We start from the raw sequence: 17,832 nt of genomic DNA on the forward strand, positions 1-17,832 counted from the left end.
AGCGAGGGGCCGCCGGTTCGTGCGGCGGCGAACAGGGAATCTGCGTAAAACAGGGGATCGTCCGGAGCGCGCTTCGCTGCACTGCGGGGCGATGCGGAGGCAGCGCGGCCGGCAGGAAGGCAAAGGCTATAATTTAGCGGATTATGACAGACTTCGGGCAGGGATCTTGCGATGCAGCGTGGGCAAGCGCGACCGCCAGCGCCCCGCTCCGGCCTGCCGGCCGCCGCTGCGCCGACAAGGCTCCGGACACGCTGCTCACCCGCTCCCTATTCGATTCCCTTCCCGATTCGCTTCCCGATTCCCCTCCCGATCCCCGCAAGGTTCCCCCGTGAAACTCCATGCCGACCAGCCCAACGCCATGAACACCGTCACGGCGTATGGCCCGGGCTATATCGAGATCAACAAGGTGCGCTACACCACCTCCGTGCTGGTGATGCCCGAGGGCGAGGTACGGCCCTGGCCGGTCCAGCGCTTCGAGGACCTGGCCGCGGACCAGTTCGAGGGGCTGCTCGACCATGCCCCCGAGGTGGTGCTGCTCGGCACCGGTGACCGCCTGCGCTTTCCGCACCCGCGCCTGACCGCCGCGCTATCCCGCCGCCATATCGGCGTCGATGCGATGGACATGCCGGCAGCCTGCCGCACCTACAACATCCTGATGGCCGAAGGCCGCAAGGTGGCGGCGGTGCTGCTGCTCGAAGACGCGCCCGCCGGCGGCTGAGGGCGCCGCCGCCACCGGTCCGCCGATGTCTGCCCGACGCCACGCTTGAACTATGCCGACGCGCCCTCATTTGCCGTGAGCATGGCCATGCCCGCCTTCCCCGCCCGCCTCGACCGGCCTTTGCCCGAGCCGGCGCGGAGCCAGTTCCCGGCAAGCCGATTTCCCCAGCGCCGCTTCCTCCAGGAGCCATAAGAATGACAGTGAGTCTCAACCAGGCCGTTCCCGATTTCAGCGCACCGGCCACCGGCGGCACCTTCCGCCTCGCCGACTACCGCGGCAAGACGGTGGTGCTGTACTTCTATCCGAAGGACAACACCCCCGGCTGCACCAACGAGGCGATGGACTTCCGCGATCAGCACGAGGCCTTCGAGGCCGCTGGCGCCGTGGTGTTCGGCATCTCGCGCGACAGCATGAAATCGCACGAGAACTTCAAGGCCAAGCTGGAGCTGCCGTTCGAACTGATCTCGGATGCCGACGAGGCGCTGTGCCGGCAGTTCGATGTCATCAAGATGAAAAAGCTCTATGGCAAGGAGGTGCGCGGCATCGAGCGCAGCACCTTCGTGATCGACGGCAAGGGCAAGCTGCGCCACGAACTGCGCGGCATCAAGGTACCCAGCCACGTGGACGAAGTGCTCGAACTGGTGCGCGCGATGTGACGTTCACCTGGGCAATTGCCAAACGGAAATCGTTCGGATACATTGCCCCGTAATGAGTTCAGATTCTGGTTGCCACGCTGCTTCTCCCCTCCGGCCCAGGCGCACGATGCCCAGGGCCGGTAGCGGAACTGCCGTGCCGTCCGCCCGCACAAGACAAGCCGCCTCGCCCGCTCAACGGGCCCGGCGGCTTTTTCGTCTGTGCGCGGCCCCGCCCCGTTTTCCCTCCCCCTGAAAGGAACGCCCAGCATGCCGCTGCCGACCATGCCCGCCAAGCCTGCACAACTGCTGGACCCGAGCGAGTTCGCTCCGGTTGCAAGGTTGACCAAGTCCGCGACGCAGGCAAAAAAGCCCGTTCCGGCCCTGGAACGCGTGGCCCTGCTTGAAAGCGGACCCAGCGAAGTCGCCGCGCCCGCGGTGCAGGCCCGTGCCGCCGGCACCCGAGCCCGCGCCAAGGACATGCCCGGCGCACCGGTGGCGACCACGCCAGCCTCGCCCGTATCGCTGGTCAAGACCAGCACCGGCACCACCGGCCGCCGCCAGCGCAAGGACACCGGTCCCGCCAAGCTGTTCGTGCTCGACACCAATGTGCTGATGCACGATCCGACCTCGCTGTTCCGCTTCGAAGAGCACGACATCTATCTGCCGATGATGACGCTCGAGGAGCTGGACAACCACAAGAAGGGGATGAGCGAAGTCGCCCGCAACGCGCGCGCGGTCAGCCGCACGCTCGACGCGCTGGTGGCCGGCACCGACGGCGTGCTCGACGAAGGCTTGCCGCTGGCCAAGCTGGGCAACCGCGACGCGCAGGGAACGCTGTTCTTCCAGACCCGCCTGAACGACACCAAGCTGCCGGAAGGCCTGCCCGAGGGCAAGGCCGACAACCAGATCCTGGCGGTGGTCAGCGCGCTGCGGCAGCAGCATCCCGAGCGCGACGTCGTGCTGGTGTCCAAGGACATCAACATGCGGATCAAGGCCCGGGCGCTGGGCCTGCCGGCCGAGGACTATTTCAACGACCAGGTTCTCGAGGACAAGGACCTGCTGTACTCGGGCGTGATGGTGCTGCCCAACGATTTCTGGACCAGGCACGGCAAGGGCGTCGAGAGCTGGCAGGACCCGAAGACCGGCGCGATGTTCTACCGGCTGACCGGCCCGCTGGTGCCCTCCTTCCTGGTCAACCAGTTCGTCTACCTCGAACCGATGGACGGCAGCCTGCCGCTGTATGCGCAGGTCAAGGAGATCAACGGCAAGACCGCGCTGCTGCAGACGCTGAAGGACTACACGCACCACAAGAACAACGTCTGGAGCGTGACCGCGCGCAACCGCGAGCAGAACTTCGCGCTGAACCTGCTGATGAATCCCGACATCGACTTCGTCACGCTGCTCGGCCAGGCCGGTACCGGCAAGACGCTGCTGGCGCTGGCCGCGGGGCTCGAGCAGGTGCTGGACCAGAAGCTGTACAACGAGATCATCGTGACGCGCGCCACCGTGCCGGTCGGCGAGGACATCGGCTTCCTGCCCGGCACCGAGGAAGAGAAGATGCAGCCGTGGATGGGCGCGTTCGACGACAACCTCGAGGTGCTGCAGAAGAGCGACGACAGCGCCGGCGAATGGGGGCGCGCCGCGACGCAGGAACTGATCCGCTCGCGCATCAAGGTCAAGAGCATGAACTTCATGCGCGGCCGCACCTTCGTCAACAAGTTCGTCATCATCGACGAGGCGCAGAACCTGACGCCCAAGCAGATGAAGACGCTGGTCACGCGCGCGGGCCCCGGCACCAAGATCGTCTGCCTCGGCAACATCGCGCAGATCGACACGCCGTACCTGACCGAGGGCTCGTCGGGCCTGACCTTCGTGGTCGACCGCTTCAAGGGCTGGAGCCACAGCGGCCATATCACGCTGGCCCGCGGCGAGCGTTCGCGCCTGGCCGACCACGCGGCGGACGTGCTGTGAGCGGACCGAGGCAAGCGATGCGAGCCGATCGCTGGCGGCGCGCCTGCCGCGCGCTGATTCCCTGCGTCGTGGCGACGGGCGCGGCCGCCGCGCCCGTCCTGCTGCGCGCGCAGGCCATCTCCGAACCGGCCGCGGCGCCACCGCCCGGCGCTGTCCAGCCATCGATGCAGACGCCCACGCCTGCCCCTGCACCGGTGGCCGCTCCACCGGTCAACGAACCGGTGATCCGCACCGTCGGCGCGGTCAGCTATGTCTGCGGCGGCGTCGGCGAGGACGAGCAGCGCCGGCTCGCCGCACGCCAGAAGCAGTTCAACATGGGTGTGCTGTTTACGCAGGGCGCGACCGGCGAATACCTGGCCGACGTCGAAGTCCGACTGATGCGCGAAGGCCACGAAGTGGCGCGATTTCGTACCGAAGGGCCGCGCTGCCTGATCAAGGCGCCGGAGGGCCGCTACAATGTGCACGCCACTTACAACGGCCAGCCCAAGTCCATGACCGTCGGCACCGGCACCTACGACGCGCAGTTGCGCTGGTAGCCATCCGGGCATCGCGGACAGCGATGCCCCGGTCGATGGACCCGCACCGGCTGGCTTCCCAGTCCATGCGATCGACCAGCACCGGCCTTCTTTCTTCGCTTCTATCGATCCCATCGCTGCGATCGCCGCGCTCGGCGGCGGTCGGCACGCGCCCGCTGCTGCTGGGCACCCTCGCCCTGCTGCTCGCGGCCTGCGCCAGCACGCCGCCGTCGCGCCATGGCGGCCATGCCCGCGGCACGCCGCGCGCGCCGATCGTCGAGCCGAGCGCCGGCCTCGAGGAGATCTCGATCCAGGCGATGTCGCTGGTCGGCACGCCCTACCGCTACGGCGGCAATACCCCCGATTCCGGCTTCGACTGTAGCGGCCTGGTCCGCTATGTCGTAGCGCGCGCGGCCAATGTCAACCTGCCGCGCACCACCGACGCCATGGGCGGCCGCGGCACGCCGCTGGCGCGGGAGCAGGTCGCCTCGGGGGATCTGGTGTTCTTCAACACCACGGGGCGCGCGAACTCGCATGTCGGCATCTACGTGGGCCAGAACCGCTTCGTTCATGCGCCATCGACCGGCGGCACCGTGCGGCTCGAGGACATGACCAAGCCCTATTGGGCATCGCGCTACAACGGCGCGCGGCGCGTCGCCAATGCCGCGGTACCGGTTGCGCCGAGCACGCCGGTTCCTCCGGCGGTGCCGGCGGCTCCGGCCGTGCCGGCTTCGCCGCCCCCGGTCCCCGCCGCGCCTGCGCCGCTGCCCGCGCCGATACCGGAGGACGACGATCCGATCGCGGCCTTCGCCAACCGCTGAGCCGCGGCGGACCGGTCGAGGCCCCGGCTCAGCTGAAGGCGTTGATGAACCAGGTAATCAACGGCAACGCCACGATGTCGATCAGCACCGCCCCGCACAGCGGCACGATGATGAACGCCTTGTGCGAGAACACCTTGTAGTGCTCGCAGATGGCGCCCATGTTGGCCACCGCGTTCGGCGTCGCGCCCAGACCGTGGCCCATGTACCCGGCACACAGCACGGCCGCGTCATAGTTGCCGCCGAACAGGCGGAACAGCACGAACACGCAGAGCAGCACCATGATGACCACCTGCGCCACCAGGATGACGAGCAACGGCAGGCCCAGCTGCTCCAGCTCCCAGAACTTCAGGCTCATCATGGCCATGGTCAGGAACATGCCCAGGCTGACATCGCCCAGCGTCGCCACCGCGTGGTCCGGCAGTTCGATCGCTCGGATCCGGTCGTTCAGGTTGCGCAGCACGATCGCCACGAACATCGCGCCGACGTACACCGGCAGTACGATGCCGGCCTGCTCCTTCAACGCAGTGCCCAGCCAGAAGCCCAGCACCATGATCAGCAGCACGCAGGTCAGCAGGCGCAGCCAGACGCCCCCATCCACGGCGGCCGCCGGCGTCTGATCGCGCTTCGCCAGCGCCTGCAGTTCGCCCACCTGCTCGGTCTGCACCGCCAGCTTCTTGCGGTCGATCAGGTAACGCGCCACCGGAGTGCCAAGCAAACCGCCGGCGACCATGCCGAAGGTCGCCGATGCCAGCGCCGCGGTCGTCGCCCCGGCCGTGCCAAGGCTTTCCGCGATCGGCCCGAAGGCCGCTGCCGCGCCGAAGCCGCCTTCCAACGACACCGCGCCGGCCATGATGCCAAGCAAGGGATCGATGCCGAGTGCCTTGGCAGCCGCCACGCCCACCACGTTCTGCAACAGCGCCAGCCCCCAGCACGCGGCCAGATAGACGAACAGAATCTTGCCGCCCTGACGCAGCAAGCCCAGGCTGCCGCCCAGACCCACGGTGGTGAAGAACATCACCATCAGCGGCGTCTGCATCGCCGTATTCAGCTTGACGTCCAGCCATTGCTGGTCGCGCAGCAGCCAGACCGCCAGCGCAAAGCCGAAGCCGCCGATGACCGGCGCCGGCACGCAAAGTTGACGCAGCCAGCGACTGCGCTTTTTCAGTTGTGCGCCGATCGCCAGCAACAGCAAGGCCAGGGCGACGGTGGTCAACGCATCCAATTGCAAGGTGGACATGGGCAGGAACTGTTGTTGTTATCGGAGAAGGGAAAGGAGGCCGCCGCGGCGTGTCTTCAGTCGAGCAGGCTCGCCAACAGACGCGCGCCGACGCGCGCGGTGCGGCTGTCCTGGTCCAGGCTCGGGTTCAGCTCGGCGACGTCGGCCATGCGCAATTTGCCGCTGGCGGCGGCTCGGCGGGCAAGATACTCGACCACGACGAGGTCGACGCCATGTGATGACGGCGCACTGACGCCCGGCGCCTGCGCGGCCGGCAAGACGTCCAGGCACAGCGTCATGTAGAGATGGTCGATATCGCGCAGGAAGTCGTCGACGAATCGCTGTGCGGTCGCCATGTCCCACGCAGGCATTTGGCGGTCCAGCAAGTACCGTACGTTGAGCCGGTCGGCCTGCTCGAACAGCGCCTGGGTGTTGTTGAGACGGCTGACGCCGAGGCAGCAGTACAGGAACGCCATGTCGGCCTGCCGGCAGTACTCGGCGATTTGCCGAAACGGCGTGCCGGAACTGCTGTGCTCGCCATGACGAAGGTCGAAGTGCGCATCGAAGTTCAGGATGCCGATCCGGGGCCGCGGCTCGCGGCGGCGCAAGTGATCGGCCAGGCCGCGAAAACTGGCAAAGGCGATTTCGTGGCCGCCCCCCAGACCCAGCGGCAAATGGCCGTCGTCGAGCAGCGCGGTCGCGAGACTGGCATACGCCTGTTGCGCGCCTTCCAGGTCCGTGCCGACACAGGAGATATCGCCCGCGTCGTAGACCGGGCGCTGGCCGTGCCAGGCCAGATTCGCCAGCGCTTTGCGCAGGACCGCAGGGCCGTGCCGAGCGCCGCTGCGCCCCTGGTTGCGCGTGACACCCTCGTCCGACGCCAAACCGAGCAGCGCGACCCCGGCCGGCTGTCCGTTGCGGTATGGCCGCACCCATTGATGCCAGCGCAGTGCCGAGCGCCCTTCGCCCTCATCGATTCGGCCCTGCCACAGCGGCAGGGCGGTATTGAACGTCATTTCATGTTCCAGTGTGGTTCAGTCCAAACGGGCACTGATGCGCAACGCGCTATCGCGGGTCCAGCGCGTCAGCCGCTCGCCGTTCTGCTGTGCGCGGGAGACCGGAGCCATCAGGCTGATCGCACCGTGCAGGCGGTCCCGGCTATCGAGCAGCGGGGCGCTGACGCCCCAGATCCCTTCGTCGATTTCGCTCAGGCTGACGGCATAGCCCTGTTCGCGGATCGCCTCGAAGCTCTGCAGATAGACCGCCAGCCCGACGCCGTCGACGCCGTGCCGCTCGAGAATCTCGCGGCTGCGAGACTCCTCCATGTGTGCCAGCAGCACCCGGGCGGAAGCCCCCACCAGCAGCGGCTGCGCGAGCCCCTTCTGGTAACAGCAACGCAACGGCTGCGGGCTGTCGATCAGCTCGACGCAGATCACCTGCCCGTTGCTCGGGACCATCAAGCCGACGCTTTCCTGGCTCAGATCGGCCAGCCGCTTCAGCTCGGACTTCGACAATGCGATCAGCACCGCCTCGCGGTCGAACTTCTTGGCCAGTTGCAGGCATGCCGGCCCGGGCAGGTAGCGGCCCTGACCGTTGTCTTCCGCGAGTCCCCAGCGCAGCAGCGTCTTCAGATGCCGATAGGTGCTGCTCAGCGGCTGCTGCAGATGCAACGACAACTCCTTGGCCGACACCGCTTCATCGGCGTGGCCCAGGGCGATCAGGATCTGCAGCAGGCGGTCTGTCGGCGTGTGGTAGTTCAAGCGTCCTCCGTGGCAACATGCTGCACGCAGATTCCCATGCAGTGAATTCGATTTCCCAGCCAATGAGAAAAGCACGCCAATTTGGCGGGCTTACGGTGGCTGGCGGGCATCACGAAGTGCCATGACACGCCGTTTCGCACCGATGCCCGCACGGCCATGCGGGGCCGGCGGGCGGACAAACAAAAAGGCCAGGCAGATGCCTGGCCTTTTGCCGTAGCGATGGCCCTTGCGGGCCCCGTCCCCTTCTTACAGCAGATGCCGCCCGATCCACCAGGCGATCGCCGACATGAAGGCCGACGCCGGAATGGTCAGCACCCACGCCCAGACGATATTGCCTGCCACGCCCCAGCGCACCGCCGAGGTCTTGCGCACCGAGCCGACGCCGACGATGGCGCCAGTGATGGTATGCGTGGTCGAGACCGGCACGCCCAGCGTCGAAGCGAGGAACAGCGAAATGGCGCCGCCCGTCTCCGCGCAGAAGCCGCCGACCGGCTTGAGCTTGGTGATCTTCTGGCCCATCGTCCGCACGATCCGCCAGCCGCCGAACAGCGTGCCCATGCCGATCGCGACATAGCAGCTGACGATGACCCAGGTCGGCGGCTCGCTGGCGCTCTGCATCACGTGGCCGCTGGCGATCAGCAGCATCCAGATGATGCCGATGGTCTTCTGCGCATCGTTGCCGCCGTGGCCCAGGCTGTAGAGCGAGGCCGAGACCAGCTGCAGGCGGCGGAACCAGCGGTCCACCCGCGACGGCGGCGTGCGGAAGAAGGTCCAGCCGACCACGAGCATCAGCAGCGAGCCGAGCAGCATGCCCATCAGCGGCGAGATCAGGATGAAGGCGACGGTCTTCAGCAGGCCGCTGGCGACCAGCGCACCGGTACCCGCCTTGGCCACCGCCGCGCCCACCAGGCCGCCGATCAGCGCGTGCGAGGACGACGACGGGATGCCGTAGTACCAGGTGATCAGGTTCCATGCGATGGCCCCGACCAGCGCGCCGAAGACCACATAGTGGTCGACGATATTGACGTCGATGGTGCCCGTGCCGACCGTGGCCGCCACCTTCAGATGGAAGACGAAGATCGCGACCACGTTGCAGACGGCGGCCAGCGCCACCGCGTGGTGGGGCTTGAGCACGCCGGTCGACACCACGGTCGCGATCGAGTTCGCGGCGTCGTGAAAGCCGTTCATGAAATCGAACAGCAAGGCGAGCGTCACCAGCAAGACGATCACCCACAAGCTCATTTGTACAGTCTGCATGCCGAGTTCCGGTTGGCGCGCTCAGGCGTTTTCCAGCACGATGCCTTCGATGATGTTGGCCACGTCCTCGCACTTGTCCGTGATCGTCTCGAGCTGCTCGAAGATGGCCTTCATCTTGATCAGCCGCTTGACGTCGGTCTCGTCGCGGAACAGCTTGGAAATCGCCCCGCGCATCAACCGGTCAGCCTCGGATTCGAGCTGGTCGATCTGCTGGGCCGTCTTCAGGATCGTGCTGGCATTGCCCATGTCCTCGAGCAGGCCAACCGCAATCTTGACCAGTTCGCAGCACTGCACGCAGATCGAGGCGAGCTTGCGGGCCTCGTCGGTCAGGCTGGTCACGTCGTACAGCGTGATGGTCTCGGCCACGTCCTCCATCAGGTCGAGGATGTCGTCCATGGTCGTGATCAGCTTGTGGATCTCGTCCCGATCGAGCGGCGTGATGAAGGTCTTGTGCAGCAGATCGATGGTGTCGTGCGTGATCCGGTCCGCCTTCTTCTCGGTGGCCTGCACGCGCCGTGCATGGGCTTCGGCGTTGCCGAGATCGTTGATCAGCGTCTCCAGTTCGCGCGACGCGGTGACCGCGCAGTCGGCGTGCTGGTTGAAGTATTCGAAGAACTTGCCCTCGGTGGGCATGAATCGGCCGAACATGGCTGTTCCTTGTCGCGGCGCGCCAGCGCGCCGTCTCGTTGGGAAGTACTGGATTGCGGGAGAGATAGCGCAACAGCCGGCGTCGCCGCCGGCTGTCACGGAAAAGCAATATTCTACAGGGTAGTCGGCGCGTGACGTACGCTTTGTGTGCCGCAACACCACAGCGCGCTGCCGGCCGACGGGGCGACCTCGGTCAGGTATCGTTGTCGAAGAACGCCGGGCCGCCGCTGAAGTTGTCGAACTTGGTGAACTGGCCCAGGAACGTCAGCCGCACGGTGCCGATCGGACCGTTACGCTGCTTGCCGATGATGATTTCGGCGGTGCCCTTGTCCTGCGAGTCGGGGTTGTAGACCTCGTCGCGATAGATGAACAGGATCACGTCGGCATCCTGTTCGATGGCGCCCGATTCGCGCAGGTCGGACATCACCGGCCGCTTGTTGGGACGCTGCTCCAGGCTTCGGTTCAGCTGCGACAGCGCGATCACCGGGCAGTTGAGCTCCTTGGCCAGGCCCTTGAGCGAACGCGAGATCTCGGAGATCTCGGTGGCGCGGTTCTCGCCGCCGCCCGAGCCCGACATCAGCTGCAGATAGTCGATGATGATCAGGCCGAGCTGGCCGCATTGGCGCGCCAGCCGGCGCGAGCGTGCGCGCAGTTCCATCGGGTTCAGCGCGGGCGTCTCGTCGATGAACAGCTGCGCGTCGTTCATCCGCTGGATCGCATGCGTCAGCCGCGGCCAGTCCTCGTCGAGCAGCCGCCCCGTACGCAAGCGATGCTGGTCGAGCCGGCCGACCGAGCCCAGCATCCGCATCGCCAGCTGCGTGCCGGCCATTTCCATCGAGAACACCGCCACCGGCAGGCCCTGCTCCACCGCCACGTGCTCGCCGATATTCAGCGAGAACGCGGTCTTGCCCATCGACGGACGGCCGGCGACGATGATCAGGTCGCCCGGCTGCATGCCGCTGGTCATCCGGTCCAGATCGATAAAGCCGGTCGGCACGCCGGTGACATCGGTCGTGGTATCGCGGTGATAGAGCTCGTCGATCCGTTCGACCACCTGCGTCAGCAGCGGCTGGATCTCCTGGAAGCCCTTCTGCCCGCGCGAGCCTTCCTCGGCGATCGCGAAGACCTTGGATTCGGCCTCGTCCAGCAGTTCGCGCACCTCGCGGCCCTTCGGCGCGAACGCCGAGGTCGCGATGTCGTCGGCCACCGTGACCAGCTTGCGCAGCACCGAACGCTCGCGCACGATCTCCGCGTAGCGGCGGATATTGGCCGCGCTCGGCGTGTTCTGCGCCAGCGAGTTCAGATACGCGAGACCGCCGACTTCCTCGGCCTTGCCGGCCACCTGCAGCATCTCGTAGACCGTGATCACGTCGGCCGGCTTGGTGTCGGAGATCAGCCGCGCGATGCTCTGGAAGATCATCCGGTGATCGAAGCGATAGAAGTCCGCCTCGGACAGGAAATCGGCGATGCGGTCCCAGGCCGCGTTATCCAGCAGCAGGCCACCCAGCACCGATTGCTCGGCCTCGATGGAATGCGGCGGGACTTTGAGATTGTCGAGTTGGGGATCGGCGACGGGCGCGTTCATGGGGGGCAATTATAGCGGCCTGCTCGCGCTGGGCCGAGCGATTCTCGGCGCGCGGAGCGAGCGGATGATGGTGGCGCCGTGCGCGCCGCGCGCATGCGTGCCGGCGGCCAAAAGAAAAAGGCAGAAGCGGCTGTCAGCCTGCTTCTGCCTTCCTGCTGCCTTGTTACTGGCCTGGCCCCGGCGGCGCGAGCGGATGTCGCACCGCGCGCCGGTCACGGCCGGCAAGCTTAGACGTGCTCGCCCAGCACCGAGACGGTGATGTCGACCGCGACGTCCGTGTGCAGCGACACGCTGATCGGATAGTCGCCGACCATCTTCAGCGGACCGTTCGGCAGACGAACCTGCGCCTTCTCGAGCTTGAAGCCCTGGCCAGCCAGCGCTTCGGCGATGTCGGCGTTGGTCACCGAGCCGAACAGACGGCCGTCCACGCCCGACTTCTGCGTGATCTGGACGGTCAGGCCGCTCAGCTTCTCGCCTTCGGCTTGCGCAGCGGCCAGCTTCTCGGCGGCGGCCTTTTCCAGCTCGGCGCGCTTGGCCTCGAATTCTTCGATGGCGGTCTGCGTCGCGCGGCGGGCACGCTTGGACGGGATCAGGAAGTTACGGGCGTAACCATCCTTGACGCGAACGATGTCACCCAGGTTGCCCAGGTTGACGACTTTTTCCAGCAGAATGACTTGCATCGTGTTTTCTCCTTAGCGACCGGGCGATCAGTTCTTGTGCAGGTCGGTGTACGGCAGCAGCGCCAGGAAGCGGGCGCGCTTGATTGCCGTGTCGAGCTGACGCTGATAGTGCGCCTTGGTGCCGGTCAGACGAGCCGGCGTGATCTTGCCGTTGTCGCCGATGAAGTCCTTCAGCGTGTCCAGATCCTTGTAGTCGATCTGTTCGACGCCGGCCACGGTGAAGCGGCAGAAGCGCTTGCGCTTGAACAGCGGGTTCTGCTGCTGGAAGCGCTTCTTGTTCTTGTTGTCACGTTTGACGAATGCCATGGTTCAATCCTTTACGAATGCTTTACATCCAGTGATGTGAAAGACGAGAGCCTTGCTGTTGCGGTGCTTGCGGGCGAGAAAGCCTTCGCAGTCGAGCACCGTGCCGAGCGGCGTACGCTCGAGGTGCTGGCCGACCGGACCGACGCCCATCGCGGCGATCGCGAACTCGACCTGCCGCGGCGTCTGCGCTTCGACCACCTCGCCACCGTATTGCAACAGGCAATTGACGACTGGGATACCGGCCGGCGTATAGCGCAACGCGTCGCGCTCGACGAGGGTGGCGTGCAGCCTCAGCTGGTTCATCGCGCCACCGCCCCTCGCATGCCGCCCCGGTCATGCCGGAGCGAACCGCACACAGCAGACCGCACTCAGGCGGCCTGGCCTTCGCTGGTTTGCTGCGAAGCCTTGCGGGCTTCTTCGCGCTGGACTTCCTTCATCATCGGCGACGGGGCCGTTTCGGCCTTCTTCGTCTGGACGATCAGGTGGCGCAGCACGGCGTCGTTGAACTTGAACGCGTGTTCGAGTTCAGCCAGCGTGTCCTTGCCGCACTCGATGTTCAGGCAAACGTAGTGAGCCTTGGCCAGCTTCTGGATCATGTAGGCCAGTTGACGACGGCCCCAGTCTTCCACGCGATGCACCTGGCCGTTCTGCGACGTGACCAGCGTCTTGTAACGCTCGATCATGGCCGGCACTTGCTCGCTCTGGTCCGGATGGACGATGAATACGATTTCGTAATGACGCATTGACGCTCCTTTTGGGATAAGCCGCCCGGGCGTCAAGTCCGGTGCAGCAAGGGTTAAATAGCCCGCGAGTATAGCCCGGAACGGCCACGGCGGCAAGCCGCATGGATTCAGGGCTGGATTGGCGATTGTGCGGGCCAGACGCTCCTTCAGATCTGCGCGAAGAACTGTTGCAGCCGAACCGGATCGCCGCCCAGGACCGGCTCCGCGCCAAGCGCCAGCAGCAACGCCACCCGGGCCTTGTACGGATTCAGGTCGCCAGCGGACACGAAGGCCCCCGCGGCAGGATTAGGCTGAGCCGGCGCGATCACATTACCGGCGCCGGTGCGCGTGCTGCGGACCACCGCGACACCGGCCCGCGCCGCATCGGCGAGCGCGGCCACCAGCGTCTCGTGGATCGATCCATTGCCGGCGGCCGCGACTACCACGCCGCGCACGCCGCCGGCGACCAGTGCATCGACCACCACGCGACTCGGCTCCGCATAGCTGGCGACGATTTCGACCGCGGGCCAGTGCTGCGGCAGCGGCAAGGCCTGACGCGGCAGCCGCAGCGGCGCGCGCGTGAAGCGCACCAGCGCATCCTGCACCAGCCCGATCGGCCCGGCGCCCGGCGACGCGAACGCGTCGACGGCCGAGGTATGCGCCTTGACCGCGTCGCGCCCGGCGTGGATCTCCTGATTGACTACCACCAGCACGCCTTTGCCCGCCGCCTCCGGATGCGCCGCGACGCGGACGGCATCGAGCAGATTCAGCGGCCCATCGGCCGACAGCGAGGTCGCCGGCCGCATCGCGGCGGTCAGCACCACCGGCACGCTGGCCACCCCCGCCAGGTGCAGCAGCATCGCCGTTTCTTCCAGCGAATCGGTGCCGTGCGTGATGACAATGCCGGCCACGTCGTCCTGCGCGGACCAATGGTGGACCCGCGCCGCCAGCCGCGCCCACAGGCCGAACGACATGTCCTTGCTGTCGACCTGCGCGACCTGCTCGGCCTCGATCCGCGCGACATCCTTGAGCGCCGGCACCGCGTCGAGCAGCGCCGATACCGGCACTGTCGCCGCCTGATAGCGGGCGCTGCTGGCGGCGCTGGACGAGGAACCGGCGATGGTGCCGCCGGTGGCGAGAACGATTACGCGAGGCAAGGTCATGGGCACGAGATGTTCGTAAACAGGCGGCGATTGTACCCGCCGGGACAGGGCACTCCCCTACGGTCTTGCCCTGCCCCGCGGTCGGACCGTACGCAGCCGAAAGTGGACGACGATGCAAATTCCTCTTGCACTTCGATCGATACTGTATAAAATCACAGCACACTGTTCAAACGTACAGTGTTGCACATGGCGGTCCCCGATGCGCCCTCCCCGCGCGCCTCACGGCTCGCGGCGACGACCGGACCGCCACCGGATACAACAACACGGACAAGCCATGGCGACTCTGACACCCCGGCAGCAGCAGATCTTCGACCTGATCCGCAACACCATCCGGCAGACCGGCATTCCGCCGACCCGCGCCGAGATCGCTGCGGAATTTGGCTTCTCGTCGCCGAATTCGGCCGAAGAACATCTGCGCGCGCTGGCTCGAAAGGGCGTGATCGAGCTGACCCCCGGCGCTTCGCGCGGCATCCGGCTCAAGGTCAATCGCAGCGACTCCGAAATGCCGGACCAGTTCTCGCTGCCGATGGCCGGCGTGATGCAGCTGACGCTGCCGCTGGTCGGCCGCGTCGCCGCCGGTAGCCCGATCCTGGCCGCCGAGCATATCGACCGCCAATACCAGGTCGACGCTTCGGTCTTCGACGAACGCCCCGATTACCTGCTGCGCGTGCGCGGCATGAGCATGCGCGATGCCGGCATCTTCGATGGTGACCTGCTGGCGGTCAAACGCGCGCAGGACGCGGCCAACGGCAAGATCGTGGTGGCCCGCATCGGCGAGGACGTGACCGTCAAACGGCTCAAGCATCGCGGCGATGCGATCGAGTTGATCGCCGAGAACCCCGACTTCGCCAACATCATCGTGAAGCCCGGACGCGAGGAATTCTCGCTCGAGGGCATCGCAGTCGGACTGATCCGCCAGTCCGGTTTCTAGCGCAACCACGCAATCCGGCAGGCGCCGCCGCCTTGGCGCCAACTCAGTCATGCAGCCGCACGAGCCGCAGGGCCCCGTGTTGCCGCAAGACTTCCGCTGACGCCTTACCGAAGAGGACCACCATGCTGCAAGCCGACCGCTCCCTGACCCGCTACCCCGTCAAGCCGACGCCGTTCCGCCAGTCCAAAGGTGTCCGCATCTACCAGGGCGCACAGCGCCGCACGATGGTCGGCAGCATGGCCGCGATCTGCCGGATGCTCGAACTCGATCAGCCGGGCGTGAAGCTGAACGCGTGAGCAAGTCGCACTCGTGCGACCGCTGCGACAAGATCGACTGCGTTGAAGGCGTGATTGCGCGTTTGCGCGAAGCGTGAGATACGGCGGTCCGGCGACAAGCGACGCTTCTCGCGCATCGCAACAAACCTTTACAACTCGGACCGTGAATTCGTCGAAGCTTGGCCTAGCCTTTTCCCATGCTTTTCGAAGGAGACGGCCATGCCTTCGTCAGACGACACCATCAAGCTGCTTCGTCCCGGTCGCCGCACCATGAACTGGCACGACGTCGCACTGATTGCAGCCGGTTGGATCGCGCTGTGTGTCGGTGTCGGATGGACGATCACCAAAGCCGCTGCTCGGTTGGTCTGAAGACCACGAGCGCCCTCGCCCGCCAGCCCGTTTGTCTCGGCACAAAGCAAAACAGCCGCTCGATGAGCGGCTGTTTGCATGGGATCTTGGGGTGGCTGATGGGACTCGAACCCACGACGACAGGAATCACAATCCTGGACTCTACCAACTGAGCTACAGCCACCGTAGCGCCGTCGTCAGTACTGCTCGACGGAAACCAAGATTATACAAACTTCGTTTGGCGATGGCTAGTACTACGCACAAAATTTTTCATGCAACCGAATGACGTATCAGGACCAGCGGGCTTCGAGCCGAATTGCCTCGTGGATCGCATCGAGCGTCTCCTGCTCGGTCTGATAGGTGCCCGGCAGTCTTCGGCTCCTGCCGTTCAGCACATCGGTCTGCAGTGAGGCGGCCGCGGCCGCATCGGTGCCGCGATGCCAGCAGTAGCGGGCGGTCCAGGTACCGTTCTGCAACCGCTCGACCACCCAGACGACGCGGAAGCCTTCGAACGCGACACCAAACAAGCCGTCTTCTTCTTCCATTCCACCCTCCGAGGCCAGATCTTCTTGTCGTTTTTGGCTACATCTTGCCATCACCCGGTTGGGGGGTCATCTCTTTGGATGAGGTAAACGAGAACTGTTAGCGGCGACGTTGCTCCGCGGCATCATGCAGAACGGGGAGAAAGCGAGCCGCGGACCGAGCGGAGCGGCAGACAGAGAGCGGGAAGGAGGACCGCTGCGGGGAGCGCCAGGCAAAAAAAAGTCCGCACACGGCGGACTCTTAAACTCTTGCGATCTCAATGCCCTGAAGGCAATTGCAATGTAACTGTCATCGCCGCCAAGCACTATTCGGGTAAACGAAAGGACGAGCGACCGGCGAGGCCCGGCACAAAAAAAGCCCGCACAAGGCGGGCTCCAAAATCAGTTGAAGAAAGCCCTGTATTCGAGGGCACAGACAGTTTAAGAAAATCGGAATCGGCTTGGCTATCTAGGGGAATCCCTTTCCTGGTGCCCGGAATCGCCCCAACCGGCGCCGAAAGTGCCTCGAACACGGCGGTACGGAGCTTCGGGCACCATGCCGGATTCGAAATTAGAGTCTGGCCTCCAATCGGCGGGCGCCATCCATTCGCAAGAACTACGCGGCGACCCGTCCTTCGGTCAGGCCGCCTGAAGCGAGCGCTCGGCATGCAGATGGCTGCGCGCCTCCTCGAACAGTGCATCGACGCCGTCCCGCGTGCGGATCGCGTGCATCCGACGCGCGTCCGACAGCACGCGCCGCCATCCTCGCCCACCGGCCACGCCGCGGTACAGGCCGAGCATGTGCCGCGTCGCCGCGCCCATATAACCGCCCCGCTCCACCAGGTCGCCGATATAGCGCTGCATCGCCAGTTCGGCATCGAGGCGCGAAGGCGACGGCCCCGTATCGCCGTAGTAGCGACGGTCGACCTCCGCGAGCAGGAACGGCTGATGATAGGCTTCGCGGCCAATCATCACGCCGTCGACATGGCGCAGGTGCGCGTCGATCTCGTCGTAGCGCGTGATGCCGCCATTGATCAGGATTTCGAGCTGGGGAAATTCCCGCTTCAGCTGGTAGGCGACCTCGTAGCGCAACGGGGGAATCTCGCGGTTTTCCTTGGGGCTCAGCCCCTTCAGGATCGCGTTGCGCGCATGGACGATAAAGGTCTGGCAGCCAGCTTCGGCGATCGTCCCGACGAAGTCGCGAACAAAGTCGTAATGCTCGATCGTATCGATACCGATGCGATGCTTGACGGTGACCGGCACCGACACCGCGTCGCGCATCGCGCGCACGCAGTCCGCGACCAGTTGCGGCTCGGCCATCAGGCAGGCGCCGAACGCACCGCGCTGGACACGTTCAGACGGACAACCGCAGTTCAGATTGATTTCGGCATAGCCCCAGCGCTCGCCCAGCTTGGCGGAGGCCGCCAAATCGGCCGGCTCGCTGCCGCCCAGTTGCAGCGCGACCGGCTGCTCGGCAGGGTCGAAGTCCAGATGGCGCGCGACATCGCCATGCAGCAGCGCACCGGTCGTCACCATCTCGGTGTACAACCAGGTGTGGCGGCTCAGGTGGCGATGAAAGGTGCGGCAATGACGGTCAGTCCAGTCCATCATTGGCGCCACCGAAATGCGCCTCGGATTGACCTTCTCGAGACCGGCTGGGGCCGGGGCCGGGGCCGCGCCAGCGGCAAGCGATTCGGACATGACTTCGGTCGGTTATCCCGTCCATCGACGGAAACGAGGAAAACCCGCGAGTTTACCAG

General features: G+C 65.8%; 21 protein-coding genes and 1 tRNA gene. 8 read left to right on the plus strand and 14 right to left on the minus strand.

Annotated features, from left to right (window positions below; translation table 11 throughout):
- The first annotated feature begins 328 nt into the window (after positions 1 to 328).
- The 5 genes from M1D55_RS18530 (at position 329) to M1D55_RS18550 (ending at position 4,660) form a co-directional block, all read left to right on the plus strand.
- Positions 329 to 718, plus strand: a complete 390-nt coding sequence (locus tag M1D55_RS18530) for an Mth938-like domain-containing protein (RefSeq protein WP_006577919.1) — start codon at positions 329 to 331, stop codon at positions 716 to 718.
- Positions 719 to 912: 194 nt separating this feature from the next.
- Positions 913 to 1,374, plus strand: coding sequence for a peroxiredoxin (locus M1D55_RS18535; protein ID WP_064577160.1), 462 nt, complete (start codon positions 913 to 915; stop codon positions 1,372 to 1,374).
- Positions 1,375 to 1,620: 246 nt separating this feature from the next.
- The gene (locus tag M1D55_RS18540; protein WP_064577161.1) at positions 1,621 to 3,324 is read left to right on the plus strand and encodes a PhoH family protein; all 1,704 of its coding nucleotides are present in this window, start codon (positions 1,621 to 1,623) and stop codon (positions 3,322 to 3,324) included.
- 164 nt (positions 3,325 to 3,488) lie between these two features.
- Complete coding sequence (locus M1D55_RS18545) at positions 3,489 to 3,860, plus strand: hypothetical protein (RefSeq protein WP_231906609.1); 372 nt, start codon at positions 3,489 to 3,491, stop codon at positions 3,858 to 3,860.
- A gap of 65 nt (positions 3,861 to 3,925) precedes the next feature.
- A complete protein-coding gene (locus M1D55_RS18550; RefSeq protein ID WP_456281515.1) occupies positions 3,926 to 4,660 on the plus strand; it encodes a C40 family peptidase in 735 nt (244 codons plus the stop codon).
- A 28-nt stretch (positions 4,661 to 4,688) separates the two neighbouring features.
- Here the strand turns inward: M1D55_RS18550 and gltS are convergent, their stop codons facing one another.
- The 11 genes from gltS to M1D55_RS18605 all read right to left on the minus strand — a co-directional run bounded on the left by gltS (position 4,689) and on the right by M1D55_RS18605 (position 13,997).
- A complete protein-coding gene (gene gltS / locus M1D55_RS18555) occupies positions 4,689 to 5,897 on the minus strand; it encodes a sodium/glutamate symporter (protein WP_456281516.1) in 1,209 nt (402 codons plus the stop codon).
- Between the two features lie 56 nt (positions 5,898 to 5,953).
- Positions 5,954 to 6,892: a formimidoylglutamase gene (hutG, locus tag M1D55_RS18560; protein ID WP_456281517.1), complete on the minus strand. Its 939-nt coding sequence runs from the start codon at positions 6,890 to 6,892 to the stop codon at positions 5,954 to 5,956.
- An 18-nt stretch (positions 6,893 to 6,910) separates the two neighbouring features.
- Positions 6,911 to 7,636 (minus strand): IclR family transcriptional regulator, encoded by a 726-nt coding sequence (locus tag M1D55_RS18565; protein WP_456281518.1) that lies wholly within the window; start codon positions 7,634 to 7,636, stop codon positions 6,911 to 6,913.
- Between the two features lie 246 nt (positions 7,637 to 7,882).
- Positions 7,883 to 8,893 (minus strand): inorganic phosphate transporter, encoded by a 1,011-nt coding sequence (locus M1D55_RS18570; RefSeq protein ID WP_006575383.1) that lies wholly within the window; start codon positions 8,891 to 8,893, stop codon positions 7,883 to 7,885.
- A 21-nt stretch (positions 8,894 to 8,914) separates the two neighbouring features.
- Positions 8,915 to 9,541, minus strand: coding sequence for a DUF47 domain-containing protein (locus M1D55_RS18575; RefSeq protein WP_006575384.1), 627 nt, complete (start codon positions 9,539 to 9,541; stop codon positions 8,915 to 8,917).
- A 193-nt stretch (positions 9,542 to 9,734) separates the two neighbouring features.
- Complete coding sequence (locus M1D55_RS18580) at positions 9,735 to 11,126, minus strand: replicative DNA helicase (RefSeq protein WP_006575385.1); 1,392 nt, start codon at positions 11,124 to 11,126, stop codon at positions 9,735 to 9,737.
- A gap of 227 nt (positions 11,127 to 11,353) precedes the next feature.
- A complete protein-coding gene (gene rplI / locus M1D55_RS18585; RefSeq protein WP_053821610.1) occupies positions 11,354 to 11,806 on the minus strand; it encodes a 50S ribosomal protein L9 in 453 nt (150 codons plus the stop codon).
- A 27-nt stretch (positions 11,807 to 11,833) separates the two neighbouring features.
- On the minus strand, positions 11,834 to 12,112 hold the full coding sequence (gene rpsR / locus M1D55_RS18590) for a 30S ribosomal protein S18 (protein ID WP_006575387.1): 279 nt from the start codon (positions 12,110 to 12,112) through the stop codon (positions 11,834 to 11,836).
- A gap of 3 nt (positions 12,113 to 12,115) precedes the next feature.
- Positions 12,116 to 12,415 (minus strand): primosomal replication protein N, encoded by a 300-nt coding sequence (gene priB / locus M1D55_RS18595; RefSeq protein ID WP_006575388.1) that lies wholly within the window; start codon positions 12,413 to 12,415, stop codon positions 12,116 to 12,118.
- Between the two features lie 65 nt (positions 12,416 to 12,480).
- Positions 12,481 to 12,855: a 30S ribosomal protein S6 gene (gene rpsF / locus M1D55_RS18600; RefSeq protein ID WP_006575389.1), complete on the minus strand. Its 375-nt coding sequence runs from the start codon at positions 12,853 to 12,855 to the stop codon at positions 12,481 to 12,483.
- Positions 12,856 to 13,001: 146 nt separating this feature from the next.
- Positions 13,002 to 13,997, minus strand: a complete 996-nt coding sequence (locus M1D55_RS18605) for an asparaginase (RefSeq protein ID WP_456281519.1) — start codon at positions 13,995 to 13,997, stop codon at positions 13,002 to 13,004.
- 274 nt (positions 13,998 to 14,271) lie between these two features.
- On the opposite strand from M1D55_RS18605, the gene lexA reads away from it, so the two are divergent.
- The 3 genes from lexA to M1D55_RS18620 all read left to right on the plus strand — a co-directional run bounded on the left by lexA (position 14,272) and on the right by M1D55_RS18620 (position 15,572).
- Positions 14,272 to 14,928, plus strand: coding sequence for a transcriptional repressor LexA (gene lexA / locus M1D55_RS18610; protein WP_006575391.1), 657 nt, complete (start codon positions 14,272 to 14,274; stop codon positions 14,926 to 14,928).
- Positions 14,929 to 15,050: 122 nt separating this feature from the next.
- A complete protein-coding gene (locus tag M1D55_RS18615; protein WP_023265037.1) occupies positions 15,051 to 15,224 on the plus strand; it encodes a hypothetical protein in 174 nt (57 codons plus the stop codon).
- A 198-nt stretch (positions 15,225 to 15,422) separates the two neighbouring features.
- On the plus strand, positions 15,423 to 15,572 hold the full coding sequence (locus tag M1D55_RS18620; RefSeq protein ID WP_156526608.1) for a hypothetical protein: 150 nt from the start codon (positions 15,423 to 15,425) through the stop codon (positions 15,570 to 15,572).
- A gap of 87 nt (positions 15,573 to 15,659) precedes the next feature.
- Here the strand turns inward: M1D55_RS18620 and M1D55_RS18625 are convergent.
- The 3 genes from M1D55_RS18625 to dusA form a co-directional block, all read right to left on the minus strand.
- Positions 15,660 to 15,735: transfer RNA gene (locus M1D55_RS18625), tRNA-His, on the minus strand.
- Positions 15,736 to 15,841: 106 nt separating this feature from the next.
- Positions 15,842 to 16,096, minus strand: coding sequence for a hypothetical protein (locus tag M1D55_RS18630; RefSeq protein ID WP_006575453.1), 255 nt, complete (start codon positions 16,094 to 16,096; stop codon positions 15,842 to 15,844).
- Positions 16,097 to 16,711: 615 nt separating this feature from the next.
- Positions 16,712 to 17,773, minus strand: coding sequence for a tRNA dihydrouridine(20/20a) synthase DusA (dusA, locus tag M1D55_RS18635; RefSeq protein ID WP_456281520.1), 1,062 nt, complete (start codon positions 17,771 to 17,773; stop codon positions 16,712 to 16,714).
- Positions 17,774 to 17,832 lie beyond the last annotated feature (59 nt).

The sequence above is a fragment of the Cupriavidus sp. JZ107 genome, assembly GCF_053903255.1.

What these genes read in the sequence shown, in the direction of transcription:
- M1D55_RS18535 (WP_064577160.1), top strand. Translation starts at nt 913, where the DNA reads ATGACAGTGAGTCTCAACCAGGCCGTTCCCGATTTCAGCGCACCGGCC.
- M1D55_RS18540 (WP_064577161.1), top strand. Translation starts at nt 1,621, where the DNA reads ATGCCGCTGCCGACCATGCCCGCCAAGCCTGCACAACTGCTGGACCCG.
- M1D55_RS18545 (WP_231906609.1), top strand. Translation starts at nt 3,489, where the DNA reads ATGCAGACGCCCACGCCTGCCCCTGCACCGGTGGCCGCTCCACCGGTC.
- M1D55_RS18550 (WP_456281515.1), top strand. Translation starts at nt 3,926, where the DNA reads ATGCGATCGACCAGCACCGGCCTTCTTTCTTCGCTTCTATCGATCCCA.
- gltS (WP_456281516.1), bottom strand. Translation starts at nt 5,897, where the DNA reads ATGTCCACCTTGCAATTGGATGCGTTGACCACCGTCGCCCTGGCCTTG.
- hutG (WP_456281517.1), bottom strand. Translation starts at nt 6,892, where the DNA reads ATGACGTTCAATACCGCCCTGCCGCTGTGGCAGGGCCGAATCGATGAG.
- M1D55_RS18570 (WP_006575383.1), bottom strand. Translation starts at nt 8,893, where the DNA reads ATGCAGACTGTACAAATGAGCTTGTGGGTGATCGTCTTGCTGGTGACG.
- M1D55_RS18575 (WP_006575384.1), bottom strand. Translation starts at nt 9,541, where the DNA reads ATGTTCGGCCGATTCATGCCCACCGAGGGCAAGTTCTTCGAATACTTC.
- M1D55_RS18580 (WP_006575385.1), bottom strand. Translation starts at nt 11,126, where the DNA reads ATGAACGCGCCCGTCGCCGATCCCCAACTCGACAATCTCAAAGTCCCG.
- rplI (WP_053821610.1), bottom strand. Translation starts at nt 11,806, where the DNA reads ATGCAAGTCATTCTGCTGGAAAAAGTCGTCAACCTGGGCAACCTGGGT.
- rpsR (WP_006575387.1), bottom strand. Translation starts at nt 12,112, where the DNA reads ATGGCATTCGTCAAACGTGACAACAAGAACAAGAAGCGCTTCCAGCAG.
- priB (WP_006575388.1), bottom strand. Translation starts at nt 12,415, where the DNA reads ATGAACCAGCTGAGGCTGCACGCCACCCTCGTCGAGCGCGACGCGTTG.
- rpsF (WP_006575389.1), bottom strand. Translation starts at nt 12,855, where the DNA reads ATGCGTCATTACGAAATCGTATTCATCGTCCATCCGGACCAGAGCGAG.
- M1D55_RS18605 (WP_456281519.1), bottom strand. Translation starts at nt 13,997, where the DNA reads ATGACCTTGCCTCGCGTAATCGTTCTCGCCACCGGCGGCACCATCGCC.
- lexA (WP_006575391.1), top strand. Translation starts at nt 14,272, where the DNA reads ATGGCGACTCTGACACCCCGGCAGCAGCAGATCTTCGACCTGATCCGC.
- M1D55_RS18615 (WP_023265037.1), top strand. Translation starts at nt 15,051, where the DNA reads ATGCTGCAAGCCGACCGCTCCCTGACCCGCTACCCCGTCAAGCCGACG.
- M1D55_RS18620 (WP_156526608.1), top strand. Translation starts at nt 15,423, where the DNA reads ATGCCTTCGTCAGACGACACCATCAAGCTGCTTCGTCCCGGTCGCCGC.
- M1D55_RS18630 (WP_006575453.1), bottom strand. Translation starts at nt 16,096, where the DNA reads ATGGAAGAAGAAGACGGCTTGTTTGGTGTCGCGTTCGAAGGCTTCCGC.
- dusA (WP_456281520.1), bottom strand. Translation starts at nt 17,773, where the DNA reads ATGTCCGAATCGCTTGCCGCTGGCGCGGCCCCGGCCCCGGCCCCAGCC.